The organism is Sphingomonas profundi (assembly GCF_009739515.1).
GTDB classification, from domain to species: Bacteria; Pseudomonadota; Alphaproteobacteria; order Sphingomonadales; family Sphingomonadaceae; genus Alterirhizorhabdus; species Alterirhizorhabdus profundi.
In genome coordinates this window covers 717,771-733,123 of the sequence record NZ_CP046535.1, presented here as the reverse complement: position 1 = coordinate 733,123, position 15,353 = coordinate 717,771, and the positions used below count along the sequence as shown (strand labels likewise).

General features: G+C 70.9%; 13 protein-coding genes and 1 riboswitch. Of the genes, 5 read left to right on the top strand and 8 right to left on the bottom strand.

What is annotated here, in order from left to right; all coding sequences use genetic code 11:
• Positions 1–2: 2 nt before the first annotated feature.
• The 8 genes from GNT64_RS03350 to GNT64_RS03315 all read right to left on the bottom strand — a co-directional run bounded on the left by GNT64_RS03350 (position 3) and on the right by GNT64_RS03315 (position 9,683).
• Positions 3–845 (bottom strand): XrtA system polysaccharide deacetylase, encoded by an 843-nt coding sequence (locus tag GNT64_RS03350; protein ID WP_156678221.1) that lies wholly within the window; start codon positions 843–845, stop codon positions 3–5.
• Positions 846–852: 7 nt separating this feature from the next.
• A complete protein-coding gene (locus GNT64_RS03345) occupies positions 853–1,920 on the bottom strand; it encodes an XrtA/PEP-CTERM system-associated ATPase (RefSeq protein ID WP_156681399.1) in 1,068 nt (355 codons plus the stop codon).
• A gap of 36 nt (positions 1,921–1,956) precedes the next feature.
• Positions 1,957–3,582 carry a porin family protein gene (locus tag GNT64_RS03340; protein WP_156678220.1) on the bottom strand — a complete coding sequence of 542 codons (1,626 nt, stop codon included), beginning with the start codon at positions 3,580–3,582 and terminating at the stop codon, positions 1,957–1,959.
• Positions 3,579–4,469 (bottom strand): P-loop NTPase family protein, encoded by an 891-nt coding sequence (locus tag GNT64_RS03335; protein WP_156678219.1) that lies wholly within the window; start codon positions 4,467–4,469, stop codon positions 3,579–3,581. The genes GNT64_RS03340 and GNT64_RS03335 overlap by 4 nt, the downstream gene beginning before the upstream one ends.
• A gap of 10 nt (positions 4,470–4,479) precedes the next feature.
• Complete coding sequence (locus GNT64_RS03330) at positions 4,480–6,024, bottom strand: XrtA system polysaccharide chain length determinant (RefSeq protein ID WP_156678218.1); 1,545 nt, start codon at positions 6,022–6,024, stop codon at positions 4,480–4,482.
• A gap of 40 nt (positions 6,025–6,064) precedes the next feature.
• Positions 6,065–6,679, bottom strand: coding sequence for an XrtA/PEP-CTERM system exopolysaccharide export protein (locus GNT64_RS03325; RefSeq protein WP_156681398.1), 615 nt, complete (start codon positions 6,677–6,679; stop codon positions 6,065–6,067).
• A 140-nt stretch (positions 6,680–6,819) separates the two neighbouring features.
• Positions 6,820–8,097 carry a pyridoxal-dependent decarboxylase, exosortase A system-associated gene (locus tag GNT64_RS03320; protein WP_156678217.1) on the bottom strand — a complete coding sequence of 426 codons (1,278 nt, stop codon included), beginning with the start codon at positions 8,095–8,097 and terminating at the stop codon, positions 6,820–6,822.
• A complete protein-coding gene (locus GNT64_RS03315) occupies positions 8,094–9,683 on the bottom strand; it encodes an acyl-CoA ligase (AMP-forming), exosortase A system-associated (RefSeq protein WP_156678216.1) in 1,590 nt (529 codons plus the stop codon). The genes GNT64_RS03320 and GNT64_RS03315 overlap by 4 nt, the downstream gene beginning before the upstream one ends.
• A gap of 127 nt (positions 9,684–9,810) precedes the next feature.
• Here GNT64_RS03315 and GNT64_RS03310 point away from each other — a divergent pair, with 127 nt between their 5' ends.
• The 5 genes from GNT64_RS03310 to GNT64_RS03290 all read left to right on the top strand — a co-directional run bounded on the left by GNT64_RS03310 (position 9,811) and on the right by GNT64_RS03290 (position 15,344).
• Positions 9,811–10,083, top strand: a complete 273-nt coding sequence (locus GNT64_RS03310; RefSeq protein ID WP_156678215.1) for an acyl carrier protein — start codon at positions 9,811–9,813, stop codon at positions 10,081–10,083.
• A gap of 137 nt (positions 10,084–10,220) precedes the next feature.
• A riboswitch (cobalamin riboswitch) is annotated at positions 10,221–10,465 on the top strand.
• A 211-nt stretch (positions 10,466–10,676) separates the two neighbouring features.
• Positions 10,677–12,692, top strand: coding sequence for a TonB-dependent receptor (locus GNT64_RS03305; protein WP_231639224.1), 2,016 nt, complete (start codon positions 10,677–10,679; stop codon positions 12,690–12,692).
• Positions 12,692–13,585 carry an ABC transporter substrate-binding protein gene (locus tag GNT64_RS03300; RefSeq protein ID WP_156678214.1) on the top strand — a complete coding sequence of 298 codons (894 nt, stop codon included), beginning with the start codon at positions 12,692–12,694 and terminating at the stop codon, positions 13,583–13,585. Before GNT64_RS03305 ends, GNT64_RS03300 begins: the two co-directional genes overlap by 1 nt.
• Positions 13,582–14,580 (top strand): FecCD family ABC transporter permease, encoded by a 999-nt coding sequence (locus GNT64_RS03295; protein ID WP_156678213.1) that lies wholly within the window; start codon positions 13,582–13,584, stop codon positions 14,578–14,580. Before GNT64_RS03300 ends, GNT64_RS03295 begins: the two co-directional genes overlap by 4 nt.
• Positions 14,577–15,344 carry an ABC transporter ATP-binding protein gene (locus tag GNT64_RS03290; RefSeq protein WP_156678212.1) on the top strand — a complete coding sequence of 256 codons (768 nt, stop codon included), beginning with the start codon at positions 14,577–14,579 and terminating at the stop codon, positions 15,342–15,344. The genes GNT64_RS03295 and GNT64_RS03290 overlap by 4 nt, the downstream gene beginning before the upstream one ends.
• Positions 15,345–15,353 lie beyond the last annotated feature (9 nt).

The window sequence follows — 15,353 nt, the reverse complement described above, 5'->3', positions numbered from 1 at the left end:
GTTCACAGGCCGGCGGCCTGCGCCGCCGCGACCTGGTCGACGCGGCCCCAGTCGAACCGGCGGATCAGCCGGCGCAGCTTGCCCTCCATCGCGCCCAGTCGGCTGTAGTGGCGCACGCGGGAGCGCAGCGGCGCGTTCGCCACGCGCGGCTGGCCGGGGTCGATCTCCCACGGGTGGAAGTAGAAGATGGCGGGTCGCCGCTCCGTGCGGTTCACCTGCCCGATCGCCCAGCGCGAAAAGGCGTAGGGCAGCAGCCGGAAGAAGCCGCCGCCGCCCGCCGCCAGGGTGCGCCCGGCGAAGCGCGCGGTCGTCACCGGCAGCTCGATCATCGCCGATCCGGCGACCGGGCGGAAGGCGAAGCGCGGCGCTTCCGGCCAGCCGTAATGATCGTGCTTCACCGGCGCCACGCTGGACGAATAGGCATAGCCCTCCTCCGCCAGGATCGCGTGCGCCCAGGGCGTGCGGGTGTCGATGGAGAAGCTGGGCGCGCGATAGCCGGTGACGCGCACGCCGCCCGCGTCCTCGATCGCGGCGCGCGCCCGCGCCAGATCGGCGCGGAACTGATCGGGCGTCAGGGTGAAGACGCGGGCATGATCCCAGCCGTGGCTGGCGATCTCGTGCCCGGCGGCGACGATGCGGCGGATCAGCGCGGGGTGCCGCTCCGCCACCCAGCCGAGCGTGAAGAAGGTCGCCTTCACGCCCTCGTCGGCGAACAGGCGGAGCACCGCGTCGCTGTTGCGCTCCACCCGCGCGGGCAGGCCGGCCCAGTCGGCGCGATCGATCACCGTCTCGAACGCGCCGACCTGGAACCAGTCCTCGACATCGACGGACAGCGCGTTGCGCACGGGCGGATCAGGCGAGGCCGGTGCGGCGGAAGGCGCCGGGGCGCTGCGGCGTGCCGTCGTCCTCGGCCCAGTCGATCAGCAGGGTGAGCACGCGGCGCAGCGCCGCATCCTGCTCCTCGACGCGCGCCTCAAGCGCGGCGATGCGGGCGACGAGGGCGGCATCGGTCGCCGGCTCCTGCGCCCGCGCCTCCAGCGCGGCGATGCGGCCCAGCACGGCGTGATCGGCCGCCGGCGCGGCGTGCGCCGCCGGGCGGCCGGCCTCCGCATCATGCCCCATGTCGTCCGCCACCGCCTCCACCGCGTCCGCGTCGATGATGCGCAGATCCTCCATCGCGCCGTGCAGCAGCAGGCGGTTGGCAAGCGTGTTGAGCGTACGCGGCACGCCGCGCGAATGATCGTAGAGCGCGGCGCACGCCGCCGCCGTGAAGCGCGGATTGCCGCTCCAGCCGACCAGCGCCAGGCGATGTTCGAGATAAGGCTGCACCTCGTCCGCGTCCATCGGGTCGAGATGGTGGGTGGCGATCACGCGCTGTCGCAGCTGCTCCAGGCTCTCGGCCTTCTGCAGCTTCTCGCGGAACTCGGGCTGGCCCAGCAGGAAGATCTGCAGCAGCGACTGCCCGCCCGACTGGAAATTGGAGAGCATGCGCAGCTCCTCCAGCGCCGAAACCGGCAGGTTCTGCGCCTCGTCGACGATCAGCAGCGTGCGCTTGCCCTCGCGCGTCTGGGCGTGGAGGAAGCGTTCGACGCGATCGAGCAGCTGCGCCTTGGCGACGCCTTCCGTCGCCAGGCCGAGCCCCTGCGCCGCCAGCCGCAGCATGTCATCCCCCTCCACCTGCGTGGAAACCAGCCGCACGACGGCCAGGCGGGCGCGATCGATCGTCGCCATCAGGTGGCCGACCAGCGTCGTCTTGCCCGCGCCGATATCGCCGGTGATGACGATGAAGCCCTCGCCCTGCGCCAGGCCGTAGCCCAGATAGGCCATCGCCTTCCGGTGGGTGGCGCTGTCGAAGTAGAAGGCCGGATCCGGCGTCAGCTGGAAGGGCCGGCCCGTCAGTCCGTAATGATCTGTGTACATCATGCGTCTCCGCTCGCCTTATGGCGCGGCACCCGTTTAGAAAGCGTAGCGCATTCCGAGCAGCAGCGAACCCGAAACATCCGTTTCGAAGAACTCCGTATCATAAGCGTAGATGCCGACCGCGGCGTTCGCGCTCAGGCGGTTGCCGAAGGTGCGGTAGTAGGAGGCGAAGGCGCTGCCGCTGCGCACTTCGCCCGCGCCGGGGATGCCGCTCTCGTACAGATCGCCATAGGCCGCCAGGTTGATGCCGGATTGCGCGTCCAGCCGGCGATCGACGCTGGCCTGCACGAACCAGCTCTCGTCCTTCACGCCGTCCAGCGAGAAGGTGTCGCCGATGCGCGGGGCGATATACTTGCGCTGGGCATAGCCGCCGGCCAGGCCGAAGCTCCACGGCCCGCGCCGGTGCGAGTAGACGGCGTAGACGCCGCGGCTGCGGAAGGCGGCGGTGTTGATCGACTGGAAGGCGCCGTCCAGGCACCCGCCCTCGCCCGGCGTGGTGCCGAACACGCAGCCGGTGAACGCGTTGCCGAACGGGTTGCGCACCACGGCGAACTGCGTGGGGATCGTGGCGAGACCGCGGGTGAGGCCGCGGCCGAACGTATCGATCTGATCGTAGGCGACGATCTGGAGGCCGCTGTCGCGATCGATCTGCCAGTCGAACGATCCGTTGAAGATGGTGCCGCCGTAGCGGTGGCCGATCCGCGCCGTCAGCGTCGTCCGCCGGCTCGGCCGCCAGAGGATGCCGCCATCGTAGATCAGCCCGTCCGTATCGTAGGAGAGCAGGCGCGGCGAGGCGGGATCGGTGACGAAGCGGCCGCCGCCGGTGACGACGGGAAAGCCGTTCGCGTCCAGCAGCGGCGCCCGCTGGCTGGATTCGATATTCTCGTAGCCGATGCCGCCCAGCAGGGCGAGCGTGGGGGTGATCGGCTGGGTCACGTCCAGGCGGACGAACTTGCCCTCGTATCGCTGGTCGAGCTGGTTGACGTCCTCGCGATCGTAGCTGGCGGAGATCGTCCAGCCGAACGGCAGCGCCCGGCCCGGCGTCTGGCCGACGCTGGCGGTGGCGAGGTGGCTGGTTGAGCTGTCATAGTAATCGAGCCGCGGCTGGTTCGGCCCGATGCGGAAATCGGCGCTGTTCTCCACCCGCACATAGCCGAAGCGGTAGGCGGCGGTGACGTCGAGGTCCGCGATCGTGGTGGCGAGGCTCGGGCCGACATAGAGGCCGTAGACCTGCGACAGGTTAGACTGGTCGCCGATCAGCAGTTCTGGCGCCGCGCCGCGAATGTCGGTGCGGGTGCGGGTGGCGAGCGCGCCGCCTTCCAGCGAGATCAGGTTCGGCACCAACGCCACGCGCCCGCGCGCCAGCCCGGTGTGGATGTCCTGATCGTCCAGCCCGTCGCCCCAGCCGAAGCGATGCTCGTAGCGATAGTCGAGCGTGGCCGATGCGTTGCGCGCGTCGATCGAGGCGTTCACCCCGGCGGCGACCGAGGTGTAGGTGTTGGTGCCGCGCCCGTCATTGCCGGCGATATCGAAGTCGATGACCTGCTGCACCTCGACATAGGGCAGTATCTGCTTGCGCGCGGCATAGGCCGGCCCGGCCGCCAGCGCGGCGCAGGCGGCGCCCGTCAGCGCGTGGCGCAGAACGGTCGATCGCCGCATCACGCGCCATATCCGTAATAGGTGCCGAAGCGCCGGCGGCCGAGGCCGGCGGAGGCGGCGTTCAGCAGCAGGCGGATATCGTCGCAGCCTTCCAGCAGGCGCAGCGCGTCCTTCAGATCGGCCTCGCTCGTGCGGTCGGCACGGACGACCATCATCGTCTGGCCCACGTGCAGCGCCAGCACCGATGCGGGCGAGGCCGCCAGCACCGGCGGCGAATCGAAGATCGTGATGCGGTTGGGCACGCGGCCCAGCGCCTCGATCACCACGCGGGTGCGATCGGCGGCGATCAGCTCCGTCGCCTCGTTGCTCGGCCGGCCGGCCGGCAGCACCGAGAGGTTGGCGAGATCGGTGCGGATCACGCAGCTCTCGGGATCTATCGCGGCATCCTCCACCGCGTCCATGATGCCCGGCCCGGCCTCCAGCCCAAGGGTAGAAAGGATCGAGGGCTTGGCGACATCCGCGTCGACCAGCAGCACCTCGATATCGCGCTCGTTCGCCATGGAGAGGGCCAGGTTCACCGCGCAGAAGGTCTTGCCCTCGTCCGGCATGGCCGACGCCACCAGGATGCGGCGGCTGCGCGGGTCCGCGCCGTCCATCGCCGCCAGCAGCAGCTGGCGCTTGACGATGCGGAACTCCTCGGCAAGCGCGCTGACGGGGGCGTCGGGCAGGATGTAGCCGGCCTCGCGCAGCTCCTCACGGTCGATCGTGCCGGTGCGTCCGGGCCGGGCATGGTGTCGCTCGGCCGGCGCCGGCGCGGCGAAGCCGGCGGGCGACGGCGGCGGCAGATCGTCGGCGGCGGCAGGCGCCGGCCGCGCCTTCAGCGCCGCGTTGAAATCGTAGATCTGCGCCGCGCGTTCCAGCAGCGACGGGCGCTTGGGCTGCATGTTCATCGCTTTCCCCTCACGCCATCAGTCCGCGCTGGACGAATTCGACGACCAGCAGCAGCAGGAAGCAGCCGACGAGCGCGCCCGCCCCGCTGGCGAACCACACGAGCCGCTTGCGCCGATCGACCACGTTGGCCGGGGTCAGCACCTCGGACACGGCACCCAGCACCGGCAGGCCGCTCGCCCGGGCCAGCCGCTCGGCGGTGGGATAGGTGGTGCGCAGCTGGCCCTTGGCGAAGGCCGCGCCGATGCCGCCGGCGATGCCCGCCACCAGCACCAGCGCCAGCAGCAGCGGCCGGTTGGGCGCCACCGGCACGCGCGGCAGATAGGGCGGATCGATCACGCGGAAGCTGATCGCGTCCGTCTTGTTCGCCACGTCGTTGCGCAGGCGCACATCCTCGCGATCGCCGAGCAGCTTGTCATATTGCTGCTTCAGCACGTCATAGTCGCGGTTCAGCCGGGCCTGCTCGGCGGCGACGCCGGGCTCCTCCACCTGCTTGGCGGCGAACTGCGCCATGTCGTTGGCCAGCTGCGCGCGGCGGGCGGAGAGCGCGGCGGCGGTCGCCTGCTTCTCGGCCTGCATCGATCGCAAGGTCATGTACATCGGGTTCGGCGTGGTGCCGGCGGTGCCGCCGCCGCGCCCCTCGCTCGCGGCCTGGCCGCGCAGCCGGGCGATCTGCTGGCGGGTGGCGATCACGTCGGGGTGCTGCTCCGTCCAGCCCTTGGCCTGATCGTCGGAGATCTGCGCCTCCAGCGCGGCGATGCGCCCGCGCGCGCCGCCCACGCTGCCGCCGCCCACGCTGGGCGCCGCCACGGTGGCGGGCGTCGAGGCCATCTGCCCGTTCAGCGCCGCGAGCGCGCTCTGCGCCGCGACCAGATTGGATTCGACATCCTGCAACTCGGATCGCGCCGCCGTCATCCGCTCCGCGACGGAGCCGGTGCCCGGCAGCATCCCCATATATTTCTGTTCGAAGGCGGCGCGCTTGGCCTCGGCGTCCTGCAGGCCCTTCTCGCGGCGGGCGAGCTCGCCGTCGAGGAACTGGATCGTCTGGCTGGTCTCCACCCGGTCGCCGGCCAGGTTCTCGGCCACGAACAGGTCGATCAGCTTCTGCACCACCGTCATCGCCAGCCTGGCGTTCTCGCCATCGGTGAGCCCGCCCGCGCTGGTGCGCGCGGTGATCTGGAACATGTTGTCCTGCGGACTCTTCACCGTGATGTTGCGCTGGAGCCGGGCGATCATGTCGCCCACGTCGCGATCGCTGCTGGCCTGCGTGACCAGATCGGTGGAGCGGACGACCTTCTCCAGATTCTCGGCGGAGGTCAGCGTCTGGCGCACCCGCTCGATATCGGCCATGCGGTCGCCGGTGCTGATGCCGATCTTCTCCGGCAGGATCGACTGCATCGAGACGAACAGCCGCGCCCCGCTCTCGTAGCTGTTCGGGATCAGCGCGATCACCAGCCAGCCGAGCAGGCAGATGCCCCACATCACCGCCAGCGCCAGCCACCGCTGCCGCCAGACGGTGTGCACCGCGATCCTGATCTCGTCGTAGATGCCGTTCATCTGTGCCCCTGCCTCACCGCATCGCCTCCGCCCGACCGGATCAGAAGACGCTTTCGGGGATGATGATCACGTCGCCCGGCTCCAGCCGCACGTTGGCGGTGGCGTCGCCGCGCTTCAGCAGCCGGTCGATGCGGATCGCATATTCCTTCTGCTTGCCGGTGGCCTTGTCGAAGCGGACTAGGCGGGCGCGGTTGCCGGCGGCATATTCGTTGAGGCCGCCCACGGCGATCATCGCGTCCAGCAAGGTCATGTTCGCGCGATACGGTACGGAGGCCGGCTTCTCGGTCGCGCCGACGACGCGCACCTGCTGCGAGTAGGTGCCGGAGAAATTCTCGACGATCACCGAGACGAGCGGATCCTTGATGTAGGTGCCCAGCGCCGCCTTGATGTCCGCCGCCAGCTGCGCCGGCGTCTTGCCCACGGCCGGCATGTCCTGGATCAGCGGCGTGGTGATGCGCCCGTCGGGCCGCACCTGCACCTTGCCGCCCAGCTCCGGATTGCGCCAGACGAACACGGTCAGCTGGTCCAGCGGGCCGATCAGATAATCCTCGCCCGGCTGCTCGCGATTCTCAACGAACGGGGCCGGTGGCAGCTCCGTCGCCGCCGTCTGCGATGCGCAGCCGGACAGCAGCCCGCCCGCCGCCAGCGCCAGCATCAGCCCCGATCCGGCCTTCAACCCGGCCTTCGACATCGTCATCGCGAACCCCCTCGATCGGCGCACACCCGGCCCGCCCTGCGAGGACGGAGACCGTTTCAGCGTCCCCTGTGCCCAAGCGAGGTAAATATAATCTTAGTCTAGCTGAATTGAGGCTGGCCGGCGAGTTGCCCGGCGCGATCGTCCCCCGCCGGGACACCGACGAGGATCTCGCGCGCCGGCGGATGACCGAGGAACGCCTGCGGGCTGGCGGTCGCCCCATAGGCGCCGGCCAGGAACACGGCGATCACGTCGCCCACCTCCGCCCGCGGCAGCGCGACCTTGTCCGCCAGGCGGTCCAGCGGCGTGCACAGGCACCCGACGACGCTCGCCGTCTCCTCTGCCGCGTCGCCCAGCCGATCGGCCACCGCGACCGGATAGTTGCGCCGCACCACCGTGCCGAAATTGCCGCTGGCGGCCAGCTGGTGGTGCATGCCGCCGTCCGTCACCAGGAACAGCTCGCCATGGCTCGTCTTGCGATCGACGATCCGCGTCAGGTAGACGCCCGCCTCCCCCACCAGCCAGCGGCCGAGCTCGATGGCGAAGCGCGTCTCGCCCAGCACCGCCGGCCGCGCCGCCAGGGTGGCGGCGAGCGCGGTGCCGATCGCCTCCACGTCCAACGCCGTGTCGCCGGGAAAATAGGGGATGCCGAAGCCGCCGCCGAGGTTCACCAGCGGCGGCACCTCCCCCGCCTCCTCCGCCAGCGCGGCGGCGAGCGCGACGGTGGCCGCCTGCGTCTCGGCGATGGCGGCGGCGTCCAGCGCCTGCGATCCGGCGAAAATGTGGAAGCCGCGCCACTCCGCCCCGCCGCGCACGATCGCTTGCACCAGCGCCGCCGCGCGCGACGCATCCACGCCGAACGGCCGCGCGCCGCCGCCCATCCGCATGCCGGATCCGCGAATCTCGAACTCCGGGTTCACCCGCACCGCCAGGCGCGGGCGGATGCCCGTCCGCTCGCCGATCGCCAGCGCCCGCGCGCCCTCCGCCTCCGACTCAAGGTTTAGGGTGACGCCGAGGCGGATCGCCTCCTCGATCTCGCGATCGCGCTTGCCCGGGCCGGCGAAGGAGATGTCGGCCGCACCCACGCCGCCGCCGATCGCCCGCGCCATCTCGCCGGCGGACGCGACGTCGATGCCGTCCACCAGCGGCGCCATCGCGGCCACCAGCGGCGCATAGGGATTGGCCTTGATCGCATAATGCAGCGCGACACCTGGAAAGACCGCGCGAAAGCGGGCGATCCGCCGCGCCACGGCGGCGAAGTCATAGGCGAACAGCGGCGTATCGCCCGCCTCCGCGATCAGCGAGGCGGCGCTGCGGCCACCGATGGCGAGCGGCCCGGCGGCGGCGAAATCGGGCGGGATCGGACCCATCGGCTTCATGACGTCATCTCCGCGCGCAACCCGCTGCGATCGAGCTTGCCGTTGGCGTTGCGCGGCAGCGCCTGCCGCCACACCACCCGCTGCGGCTGCATGAAGCCCGGCAGCTCCCGCTTCAGATAGGCGAGCAGCGCCGGTTCCGCGCCGCCATCGCCACGCGCGACGAGCAGGATCGCCTGGCCGAGCCGTTCGTCCGCCACGCCGAGCGCCACCGCCTCCGCCGTGGCGCCGCTGGCGATCGCCGCCTCCTCCACCTCGTTCGGCGACACGCGGTTGCCGGAGGTCTTGATCATCTCGTCGTCGCGGCCGACGAAGCGGAGCAGCCCGTCCGCCCCGCGCATCACCGTATCGCCGGACCACACCGCCATCCCGCCGGATCGCGCCGCCGCCGGCGCCGCGCGGAACCGCACGGCGCTGCGTTCCGGATCGCGCCAATAGCCCTGCGCCACCAGCGGCCCGGCATGGACGAGCTCGCCCGCCTCGCCCGCCGCCGCCTCGCTGCCATCCGGCCGCAGCACCATGATCTCGGCGAAGGGGATCGCGTCGCCGATCGCGTCGGGGTGAGTGTCCACCAGCGCGGGATCGAGGAAGGTGGAGCGGAACGCCTCCGTCAGCCCGTACATCGGGTACAGGTCCGCCTGCGGGAACAGGCCGCGCAGGCGGCGGATCAGCGGCACCGGCAGCCGCCCGCCGCTGTTCGTCAGCCGCCGCAGCCGCGCCGCCGTCTCGGCCGGCCAGGCACCCTCGGCAAGCTGCACCCACAGCGGCGGCACGCCCGCCAAAGTGGTGATCGCGTGCCGATCGACGGCGCGGATCACGTCCCGCGCGGTCAGATAGTCGAGCGGCACCGCGCAGCCGCCGGCCGCCCAGGCGGAGAGCAACTGGTTCTGGCCATAGTCGAAGCTCAGCGGCAGCACGCACAGCGTGCGGTCGTCGGGCGCGAGCGCCAGATAATGGGCGACCGCGATCGCGCCGAGCCACAGGTTCGCGTGGCTCAGCACCACCCCCTTCGGCCGGCCGGTGGAACCGGACGTGTAGAGGATCGCGGCGATCGCGTCGGCCGCAGCGGCGGATGGCGGCAGCGGATCGCCGCCGCCCGGCGGGTCGAGCAGGTCGGCCGTGTCCTCCTCGATCAGCAGGGCGGTGCCGGCCGGCCGATCGCCCGCCTCCAGCGTGGTCGCGCGGCCGGCGCCGGCGATCAGCAGCGCCGCGCCGCTATCGGCCAGGATATGCGCGACCTGCGCCCGCTTCAGCAGCGGGTTGACCGGCACGTGGACGAGACCCGCGCGTGCGCAGGCGAGCGGCAGGACGCAGGCGAGCCGCGTCTTGTTGAGCCACGAGGCGACGCGGTCGCCCGACGCCAGCCTGCGCCCCAGCAGCCCCGCCGCCACCGTGCCGACGGCGCGATCCAGCCCGGCATGATCGAGGATGCCGGTCCGGTCGACCAGCGCCGGCGCATCGCGTGCGCCGCGCAGCGCCAGATGATCGAGCGGGCGCGGCGCGGGATCGGCCGGCACGCGGCCGGCGGCCGGGCGCTCGGCTGGCCAGGATGACTGGTCGGGATCGGGCACGCGTCGTCGTCTCCTCATCGGCACCGATAGCCTCTTGCCCGACAAGGTGGAACCGCCCGGTAAACGGCCGGCGTGGCCCGGCTTGTCGATCCGCCGCCGAGTCGCTAGGTCCGCACGTCTTGGGCGGGGGCGAAGAGGATCGGGCATGGCGACACGGGGCGACGCGGCGGCGGTTGAGGCGGCGGTCCGCGCGGTGCTGCGCGACGTGCTGGGGCTCGGCGCCCGCGCCGATGCTTTGACCGCGACGACGCCGCTGTTCGGCTCGCTGCCCGAGCTCGATTCGATGGCGGTCGCCGGCCTGCTGACCGAGCTGGAGGATCGCCTGGGCATCGTGATCGAGGATGACGAGGTGGACGGCGAGCTGCTGGAGAGCTTCGGCAGCCTCGTCCGCTTCGCGCAGGCGAAGGCGCTTTCCTAGCCGCCGGTCCACCCAGAGCAAGCGTGGCCGGGCGCGGCGCGGGTGCGTCCAGGCACCGCCCTCATCGCGGCGCGATGAGGGATTGGCCTGACGGGCAAAGCTCTCTATGAGCTCCGGTCGAGCCCGGCGGCCTCCGCCGGGTTCAAGATCGCGCTGGTGTCCGAAAGGACTTAAAACGGGAATTCGGTGTGGACGGGGCGACCCGCCCGAATCCGAAGCTGTCCCTGCAACTGTGAGCGGTGAGTGAGGTGCACATCGTCCGCCATCCCGATGGATGACGGACAGTCACTGGGTCGGACGCTAAGTCATGCGAGACCCGGGAAGGCCGTGAACCGAGCGACGACCCGCGAGCCAGGAGACCTGCCAGCGCACCGGTCGCTCTTTGCCGTGGTCCAGGGAATGGCCAAGGCACGGTCTCTCTCCGTCTGAGCGACGAACCATGCGGCTGGGGCCGCACGGTCACGCGACAGCGGGCGACACGCGCCCGTCCGTCGTCGCGTGCCGACCGTTCGTTCGTGCGCCGGCCATCGCCGGCACAATACGATGACGGCAGGCCCCGCCCGAGATGTCGCTCAGGCGCGCAGGGCTGTTCGATGATCAGGATTTTCGTTTCCCTCACCGCACTTCTGGCGGCAACGCCGGCGTTTGCTCAATCGGCCGCCGCCACGGGCGATACCGGCGCGGCCGACGACACGATCGTCGTGACCGCGTCGCGATCCGGCGACGCCGTTCCCGCCAACCTCATCGGATCGTCCGTCACGGTCCTCGACAGCCAGGCGCTGGAGAGCCGGCAGACCCGCATTCTGTCGGACATCCTGCGCGACGTGCCGGGCGTGGCGGTCAACCGCACCGGCGCGGTCGGCGGCCTCACCCAGATCCGCATCCGCGGCTCTGAGGGCAATCACGTCCTCGTCTTCATCGACGGCATCAAGGCCAGCGATCCCTATTATGGCGAATATGACTTCGGGAACCTGATCGCCGACGAGAATGCCCGCGTCGAGGTGCTGCGCGGGCAGCAGAGCTCGCTCTACGGCTCCGACGCGATCGGCGGCGTCATCACCTACACCACCCTGTCGGGGCGCGAGGCGCCCGGCATCACCGCGCGGGCGGAAGGCGGCTCCTTCGGCACCTTCTCGACGGCAGGCCGGGTTGCCGGAACGGTCGGCGACGATCTCGACTATGCCGTGTCCGGCACCTATCTGACGACCGATGGCTACGCCACCGCACCGGCCGGAAGCCGCGACCTGGGTTCCGACAATCTCGGAACATCGGCCAAGCTGAACTGGTCGCCGGCGCCCAACCTCAAGATCACCGCCGTCGCCCGCTACAGCTACACGAAAGCCGATCTCAACGACCAGGGCATCGACGCGTCCTCGCCGCGGGTGCTCGGCTATCCGGTGCAGACGGTGATCGACACGCCGGGCTCCGACTACCGCAACAAGGCGCTCTACGGGCTGGTGCGCGCCGAACTCAACCTGTTCGACGATGCCCTCACGACGGCGTTGTCGGGCCAGATCACCGATGCCAACCGCGACGCCTACGACGCGTCCGGCTACAGCTATGGCGATCGCGGGCGCCGCTATCGCGGCTCTTTCGAGAATACGGTGCGCTTCGGCAGCGAGCGGGTGAGGAACCGCTTCACCTTCGCGGTGGACGCCGAACGCGAGGAATCGCGCAACATCGATCCGAGCGGCTTCGCCTTCACCGGCACCAACCGCATCGATACGATCGGCTTCGTCGCCCAATATGATGTGACGGTCGACGATCGCCTCGCGCTCGGCGCATCGGCGCGGATCGACGACAATGACCGGTTCGGCGACGCGACCACGGTTCGCGTCAACGGAAGCTACCTGTTCGACACCGGCACGCGGGTCCACGCCGCCTATGGCAACGGCGTGAAGGCGCCGACGATGGGCGAGCTGTTCGGCTATTCCACCGGCCAGTATATCGGCAACCCCGCCCTAAGCCCGGAGCGGTCGCGCGGCTGGGAGGCCGGCGTCGAGCAGTCGCTGCTGGATGGCGGCCTGCGGTTCGGCGCGACCTATTTCCGCAGCCGCTTCTTCGATCAGATCCAGACGGTCGGGACGGTCGCGAACGGGCAGTTCATCTCGACCAGCATCAACAACGACGTGGTCGCCAGGCAGCGAGGGGTAGAGGCGTATGCCAACGCGCGGATCGGCGACTGGCGGGTCGACGCCAGCTACACCTACCTCAAGGCTCCGCAGGTCGTCGCGGCGCTCGTCGCGCCCGCGCCGGCGGGCGGCGGCTTCCAGGCCGCCGTTCCGGTCGAGACGCAGGCCGTGCGGCGTCCGAGGAGCATAGCCAGCTTCAACCTGAGCTACGCGCCTGAAGCCACGCCGTTCACCGCGACGCTGACGGTGCGGTACAATGGCAGGCAGCGCGACTATGCGTTCAACTCGAGATTTCAGCGCCTGCTGGTCGACCTGAGAGCTTTCACCCTGGTGAACCTCAACGCGACGTACGACATCAGCCGGACCCTCCAGCTGTTCGGTCGGGTGGAGAACCTGTTCGACAGGGATTATCAGGAGGTCTTCACCTTCGCAACGCCGGGCCGCGCGGCCTATGGCGGCGTGCGCGTCCGCCTCTGATGCGCGCGTCGGTCCTCCTTGCCGGACTGATCGCAACCGCGCTGCCGATCCCGATCGGCGGCGCGGCCCGCGCGGCCGCGACGGCCCGGCCGATGCGCGTGATGTCGATGAACCAGTGCACCGATCAGATCGTCCTGGCGCTGCTGCCGCCCGCGCGCATCGCCTCGGTCACGTGGCTCGCCCGCGATGCCGGCGGCTCGCTGATGTACCGGCAGGCGCTCCGCGTCGGCATCAACCACGGTTTGGCCGAGGAGGTGGTCCGACAGGAGCCGGACCTGGTCATTACCGGCAGCTTCACGACGCCGGCGACCCGCGGACTCCTCCGGCGGCTGCGTTATCCGATGATCGAGGTCGATCACACCGGCAGCTTCGCGGCGATCCGCACGGCCACGCGCCAGATCGCCGCCGCCGTCGGCGAGGAAAGGCGCGGCGAGGCGCTGATCGCGGGGATGGATCGCGATCTCGCGGAGCTTGCGCGCAATCCGGGTCCGCCCCTTCGTGTCGCCGCGTGGGACGGGGCGGGCTTCAGCGCGACGAAAGGCTCGCTGTTCGATGCGGTGCTGGGCGCGGCCGGCGCGGTGAACGTGGCGAACCAGCCGCCCGCGTCCGGTTACGGGAAGCCCGATACCGAGGTCCTGCTGCTGTCCGCGCCTGCCCTGCTGGTCAAGGGCGCGGGCGTGGGCCGCGCGCCGGGGATGCACGACAATCTGGACCGCCACCCGGTGGTCCGGCGCTACTGGGACGGCGCCCGGACGCTGACCATCCGGCAGGCCTATTATGTCTGCGGCACGCCGATGATCGGCAAGGCCATCGCCAGGCTGCGGCAGGAGTTGCGCGACGCGGCCAGGCAGATCCACGCGCCCCTGCCCTTCGCGCCGGCGGGGCGCCGATGACCGGGCGCCCGCAGCGCTGGCTCGTGCCGCTCCTGGCCATGCTGCTGATCGCGGCCGCAGCGATGTCGCTGCTGGCGGGCACCGTCTGGCTGCGGCCCGGAGAGGCGCTTGCCGCCGTCTTCGGCGACCGCCCGTCGGTCGCCGGGCTCATCGTTACCGAGATCCGCATGCCGCGCGTCATCCTCGGCATGATGATCGGCGGCATGCTGGGCCTCACCGGCGCCTGCCTGCAGGGCCTGCTGCGCAATCCGCTGGCCGAGCCGGGGCTGCTCGGCATCTCGGCGGGCGCATCCTTCGGCGCGGTGATCGCGATCTACTTCGGTTTCGCCGCCGGCTTCACCTTGGCGACGCCGCTGTTCGGGCTGGCCGGCGCGTTCGTGACCGCCGCCGTCGCGCTCATCCTCTCGCGCGGAGGAGGCACCTTGTCGCTGATCCTGGCAGGGTCGGCGCTCAGCTCAATCGCGGGCGCCGGCGTCGTCCTCGCGCTCAACCTGGCACCCAATCCCTATGCCGCCTACGAGATCATGACCTGGCTGATGGGCTCGCTGGTGGACCGCAGCTGGGATCATGTGAAGCTGACGGCCCCGTTCATGGCCGCCGGCGGCGCGCTCCTGTTCCTGACGCGGCGATCCCTCGACGCCCTGGCGCTCGGGGAGGCGCAGGCGGAGAGCCTCGGCATCAACGTCGCGCAGACCCGCCTGCTCGCCCTGCTGGGCACGGCGCTGGGCGTCGGCGCCGCCACGGCGGTAGCCGGCATCGTCGGCTTCGTCGGCCTTGTCGCACCCCATCTGATGCGCCCGCTGGTCGGCCATCAACCCGGCCGCATCCTGCTGCCCGCCGCGCTGACGGGAGCGATCCTGGTCACGCTGGCCGACATCGCGACCCGCACGATCGTGCTCGGCGGCATGCCGCTCAACCTGGGCGTGTTCACCAGCATGATCGGCGCGCCCTTCTTCCTCTGGCTCGTCCTCCACGTCCGGAAGCGCACGCCATGAGCGAACTGGTCCTGCGGAACGTCACCGCCGCGCGCGCCGGCCGCACGATCCTGACGGCGATCGACGCACGCTTCGCGCCCGGCCGCCTCACGGCCGTGATCGGCCCGAACGGCGCGGGCAAGAGCACGCTGCTCGATGTCGCCGCCGGTCTGCTCAAGCCCAAGTCCGGGGCCGTGACCTTGGGCGGCACGGCGCTGACCTCGCTCGGGCGCCGCTCGCTGGCGCGCCGGCGTGCCTATCTGCCGCAGCGATCCAACGTCGAGTGGCCCATCACCGTGGAGCGCGTCGTCGCGCTCGGCCTGACGCCGTCGCTGCCGGCCTTCGGCGAGCTGCCGGATGCGCTGCAACCGGCGATCGAGGAGGCGCTGGCGGCGTGCGACCTGGGTGCGTTGCGGCTTCGCCAGGCGACCAGCCTGTCCGGGGGTGAACGGGCGCGGGCCCTTCTCGCCCGCGCCATCGTCGGCGATCCCGAGCTGCTGATCGTCGACGAACCGACCGCCGATCTCGATCCGCGTCACGCGCTGGATGCGATGCGCCGCCTGCGCGCGCGGGCGGATGCCGGGCGCACGATCGTCGTGGCGATCCACGATCTCGATCTCGCGTTGCGCTTCGCCGACGACGTGGTGGCGCTGCGGGATGGTCGCGTCCGCGCCTGTGGCTCGACGAGCGAGGTGATGACCGAGGCCCTGCTCGGCTCGCTCTACGACGTCACGATCCGCATCCGACGGGACGAGGACGGCGCCTCGATACGGTTCACCGACTGATGGGACATG

Excerpts from the sequence above, each read along its gene's own strand:
- GNT64_RS03345 (WP_156681399.1), bottom strand. The coding sequence starts at position 1,920 with ATGTACACAGATCATTACGGACTGACGGGCCGGCCCTTCCAGCTGACG.
- GNT64_RS03335 (WP_156678219.1), bottom strand. The coding sequence starts at position 4,469 with ATGAACATGCAGCCCAAGCGCCCGTCGCTGCTGGAACGCGCGGCGCAG.
- GNT64_RS03330 (WP_156678218.1), bottom strand. The coding sequence starts at position 6,024 with ATGAACGGCATCTACGACGAGATCAGGATCGCGGTGCACACCGTCTGG.
- GNT64_RS03325 (WP_156681398.1), bottom strand. The coding sequence starts at position 6,679 with ATGCTGGCGCTGGCGGCGGGCGGGCTGCTGTCCGGCTGCGCATCGCAG.
- GNT64_RS03320 (WP_156678217.1), bottom strand. The coding sequence starts at position 8,097 with ATGAAGCCGATGGGTCCGATCCCGCCCGATTTCGCCGCCGCCGGGCCG.
- GNT64_RS03315 (WP_156678216.1), bottom strand. The coding sequence starts at position 9,683 with ATGAGGAGACGACGACGCGTGCCCGATCCCGACCAGTCATCCTGGCCA.
- GNT64_RS03310 (WP_156678215.1), top strand. The coding sequence starts at position 9,811 with ATGGCGACACGGGGCGACGCGGCGGCGGTTGAGGCGGCGGTCCGCGCG.
- GNT64_RS03305 (WP_231639224.1), top strand. The coding sequence starts at position 10,677 with ATGATCAGGATTTTCGTTTCCCTCACCGCACTTCTGGCGGCAACGCCG.
- GNT64_RS03300 (WP_156678214.1), top strand. The coding sequence starts at position 12,692 with ATGCGCGCGTCGGTCCTCCTTGCCGGACTGATCGCAACCGCGCTGCCG.
- GNT64_RS03295 (WP_156678213.1), top strand. The coding sequence starts at position 13,582 with ATGACCGGGCGCCCGCAGCGCTGGCTCGTGCCGCTCCTGGCCATGCTG.
- GNT64_RS03290 (WP_156678212.1), top strand. The coding sequence starts at position 14,577 with ATGAGCGAACTGGTCCTGCGGAACGTCACCGCCGCGCGCGCCGGCCGC.